Origin of the sequence: Rhodococcus sp. EPR-134, assembly GCF_001647205.1 — a bacterium.
Taxonomy (GTDB): domain Bacteria; phylum Actinomycetota; class Actinomycetes; order Mycobacteriales; family Mycobacteriaceae; genus Rhodococcus_F; species Rhodococcus_F qingshengii.
In genome coordinates, this window is the sequence record NZ_LVCT01000601.1 from 1 (window position 1) to 3,716 (window position 3,716).

Annotated in this window: 4 protein-coding genes and 1 pseudogene; 3 read left to right on the forward strand and 2 right to left on the reverse strand. The window is 61.4% G+C overall.

Features of this window, described 5'->3' with window-relative positions; genetic code table 11:
* Nucleotides 1–415: fatty acid desaturase (locus tag A2J01_RS26450; protein WP_197494307.1), on the forward strand; the 415-nt coding region annotated here is incomplete at its 5' end.
* A gap of 36 nt (nucleotides 416–451) precedes the next feature.
* Here A2J01_RS26450 and A2J01_RS26455 read toward each other — a convergent pair.
* Together A2J01_RS26455 and A2J01_RS26460 are read right to left on the reverse strand one after the other, a co-directional pair.
* Nucleotides 452–1,369, reverse strand: a complete 918-nt coding sequence (locus tag A2J01_RS26455) for a nuclear transport factor 2 family protein (RefSeq protein ID WP_231915918.1) — start codon at nucleotides 1,367–1,369, stop codon at nucleotides 452–454.
* Between the two features lie 32 nt (nucleotides 1,370–1,401).
* Nucleotides 1,402–2,015: pseudogene (locus tag A2J01_RS26460) on the reverse strand (NAD(P)-dependent oxidoreductase).
* Nucleotides 2,016–2,182: 167 nt separating this feature from the next.
* On the opposite strand from A2J01_RS26460, the gene A2J01_RS26465 reads away from it, so the two are divergent.
* A complete protein-coding gene (locus A2J01_RS26465; RefSeq protein WP_064113929.1) occupies nucleotides 2,183–3,154 on the forward strand; it encodes a serine/threonine dehydratase in 972 nt (323 codons plus the stop codon).
* 58 nt (nucleotides 3,155–3,212) lie between these two features.
* Nucleotides 3,213–3,614 carry a hypothetical protein gene (locus tag A2J01_RS26470; protein ID WP_037130583.1) on the forward strand — a complete coding sequence of 134 codons (402 nt, stop codon included), beginning with the start codon at nucleotides 3,213–3,215 and terminating at the stop codon, nucleotides 3,612–3,614.
* Nucleotides 3,615–3,716 lie beyond the last annotated feature (102 nt).

Here is a 3,716-nt window from a genome sequence, read left to right on the forward strand (position 1 = left end):
CCTCTTCGCGACGCTGATCGGTATCTTCGGTTGGGAGGTCGCGCCCTGGCTCCTGCTGCAGGCAGTTGCCGGATTCACCTTCCTCGAAGCCGCGAACTATCTCGAGCATTACGGCCTGCTGCGTGGCAAGCGTGCCGACGGCTCGTACGTTCGCTGCAGCCCCGCTGACAGTTGGAACAGCGATCACGTCGTGAGCAATCTGTTTCTCTACCAACTGCAGCGGCACAGCGATCACCACGCCAACCCGAAGCTGCGGTACCAAAGTCTGCGTAGCGCGGCCGAAGCGCCGCAACTTCCGGCCGGCTACGCAGTGATGATCGTGATCGCGTGGATTCCACCGCTGTGGCGCCGGGTGATGGATCAGAGATTGTTGGACTACTACGACGGCGACACAGAACGAATCAACGTCGGCTGATCCGCATCCCTCTCTGAACTGTTCGGAGTTGTCGTCTCAGCGACCGTCGTCCCACACGGTGTTGCCGCTTGCAGTCGTCGACGGGTAGTCCTGGACGGCGTCCCAATGCTCGACGATTTTGCCGTTCTCGTCGAATCGGAAGATGTCCATCGAGCCGCTGCCGGCCGTTCCCCCACCGGACGAAGCGAAGGTCTGAACAAAGACGAAGTCGCCCTCGGCTACCGTCCGTGGAAACTTGGTGGCCTTGTCTCCGGTAACGGGTTCGATCCCGGCCAGTGCGGTGACAAATGCGTCCTTGCCGTCAGCGAACGAGGGGTTGTGCTGGGTGTAGGTCGGACCGACCAGCTGGTCGGCAGCCTCGGCGGCTTTGCCTTCGTTGAAGGCGAGCTGCAGGAACGTCAACGCGTTGGCCGTGTTGCGCTCCAAGACTTCTGACGACTTGGACGGCGACGAGGTGGGTCCGTCGAACATCGTGTTCGGATTCGCGGACGTTTCCGGCACGTCTTGAATGGCATCCCAGTGTTCGACGATCTTGCCGTTGTCGACGCGGAAGATGTCGAATACCGCCTGGCCGCGGTCGCCGGGTGCAGACGTGGTGTGGGACTGGAGGGCAACCAGATCGCCCTCGGCGAAAACGCGAGTGATCTCGGCATGCAATCCGGGTGTGGCCTCGACGTAACCGCCTATGCCGCTGACAAATCCAGCTGCCCCATCGGCGGCGGTGGGGTTGTGTTGGATGTAGACGTCGCCAAGGTATCGGTCGGCGGCTTGCTGAACCTGACGGCCGTTGAACGCCAGTTCGTAGAAATCCGTGACGATGGTCTTGTTGGATTCGAGTTGATCGCCCTTTTCGGCAACAACGCTCGTGGACGTCGTAGAACTGCTGGGCGTTGCGGATTCCGCGTCGTTGGAGCACGCGGTGAGCAGGAGTGCGGCGGCAGCGGGAACAGTCATCCAGGCTGCGCGCCTACGAAGGTTGCTCATATTCAGTGTGCGACGGTGAAACGCTGGCGACGGTGTGCCGGAGTCTCGATCTCGTCGACAAAAGCGTGGGCGTAGTCTTCGCCCGCGATGGCGGAGTTGCCCTCGGCGTCCGTCAGGAGAATGTCGCCACCCAACTGGAATGGGCACCGAACGCTGCGGCCGGGCTCACGTAGAACCAGTCGACATTGCTGTCGGTCGCGCGGAGCGCATCGAGGACGTCGGCGTGAGCGAGTGCCTCACCCTTGTATGCGTCCGGGAAGTCGGGGGTGTCGACGACGCGTGGCCCACCCTCGGAGACCAACAGGCTGCCGGCGCCACCGACTACGGCAATGCGAGCACCGTTGCGTGTGGCGGCATCTGCGAGGGGAGTGACGGCGTCGAGCAGGCGCTTGCCGTCGATCTCGCGAGCGGGGATGGCAACGACAACGACGTCGTTGTCTGCCGTGATCTGCTCCACGATCGTGTTGTCGTGAACCGAACCCTGCACGACATTCGTGTCGGTTCCGGACTGCGCGCTGCGAGCGACGACGGTTACCTCGTGGCCGCGTGAAGCGGCTTCTTTCGCGATTGCGCTTCCTGCAAAACCGTTTCCACCGAATACTGCGATCTTCGACATGGGGTGTGCCTTTCCTTGATGTCGTCGTTGTGCTTGTAGTAGTAAATTTATTCACCCCGAGGTCCATTGTCTCGGTCAGATGTGGGCATTCCTTGGTGAAAAACAGACATCATGATGAGGATGGGCCGACTGCTTCGGGTCGACGTTGCGAACCGTAGGGTTGGTACATGACTCTCACCGCCGACAACAATGCAGGTCCAGTGGCAATCGAGCGCTCGGACGTCGAAGCTGCGCGGACTCGTATCGCAGGACTGGCGCGGCGTACTCCGATCTTTCGCTCTGCTCTACCGACGCCACAGGGTGAGGTACCGGTTCTGTTCAAGCTCGAGTACCTCCAGCACGGCGGTTCCTTCAAAGTGCGCGGCAGTCTCAATGCAGTGGAACGAGCGGTCGCCGACGGCACCATGCCCGATGCCGGCGTGGTGATCGCGTCTGGCGGCAACGCTGCAATCGGGGCCGCGTGGGCAGCGCGGCGACGAGGACTCACCTGCACAGTGGTGGTACCGGAGACAGCGCCTGATGCCAAGGTGAAGGCTCTCGGAGAGTTGGGTGCAACCGTTCACAAGGTAGGCGACCGGTATGCGCTCGCTGCTGCCGCTGCGGCGGACATCGCACGCACCAGCGGTGCGCTCGAACTGCATGCCTACGACCTGCCCGACATCGTCAGTGGGGCCGGCACCATCGCTCTCGAGCTCGAAGACGACGCATCCGGACCGATTACGTATTGCGTTGCAGTCGGCGGCGGCGGATTGGTCTCTGGAATCGTCGCGGCGGCTCGTCCCGAAGATCACGTGGTAGCCGTCGAGCCGACCGGGGCTGCCACCTTGCGCACCTCGCTCGATGCGGGGCGTCCGGTGGATATCGAAGTAAACAGTATCGCCGGAGACTCGTTGGGGGCTACACGAATTGGTGCCATCGCCTGGGAGACACTGCATGAGAGTTCGGTAGACAGTGTTGTGGTCGAAGATGATTCGATCCGGCAAGCGCGGGCATTCCTGTGGCGGGAGTTCCGGATTCTGGTGGAGTTGGGAACCGCAGCAGCATTGGCTCCGGTTCTGAACGGAACGGTGTCGCCGCCGTCCGACGGTGAACTGTGCGTGGTTCTATGCGGAGCCAACACACATCCGACCGACCTGTAATTTCAGCGTATTTGTTTGCCTGCGTGTGAGAAAGTCGCAGGTGGGTACCTCTCGCAGTATGAGTACCAGCAGCATTATCTGGATAATTGTTGCCGTGGTCGTGGTGATAGCGATCGTGGCCGCACTCCTGTGGGTGGCGCGAAACAGGCGTGACGAGCGTCGTCACATCGAGGCAGAACAGATCCGCGAAGACGTCGCAGACAAGTCACTGCAAGTAGGCGAGCGCGAGGCGCGGGCAGAAGAGACAGCAGCCAAAGCGCGCATGGTGCAGGCTGAGGCCGACGCCAAAGCGGCGGAAGCGTCTGCGCTGCAACATCATGCAGCGCAGCATCGGAAAGAGGCGACGAGTTCTCGCGACGAACTGAACCAGCAACGAGATCATGCAGACACGATCGACCCCAAGGTTCCCAACCCCGAAGAACCGCGGTCGACGCCGGATCAGAACCCTCGAAACCCTTGATCTCGAAACACTTGATGCAGGCGTTCGAGGGAAGCGTCTGCCCGTATATGGTTCGACGATCATGATGAATAAAGAATCGTCACCGCACGACCAGAAGAGCGT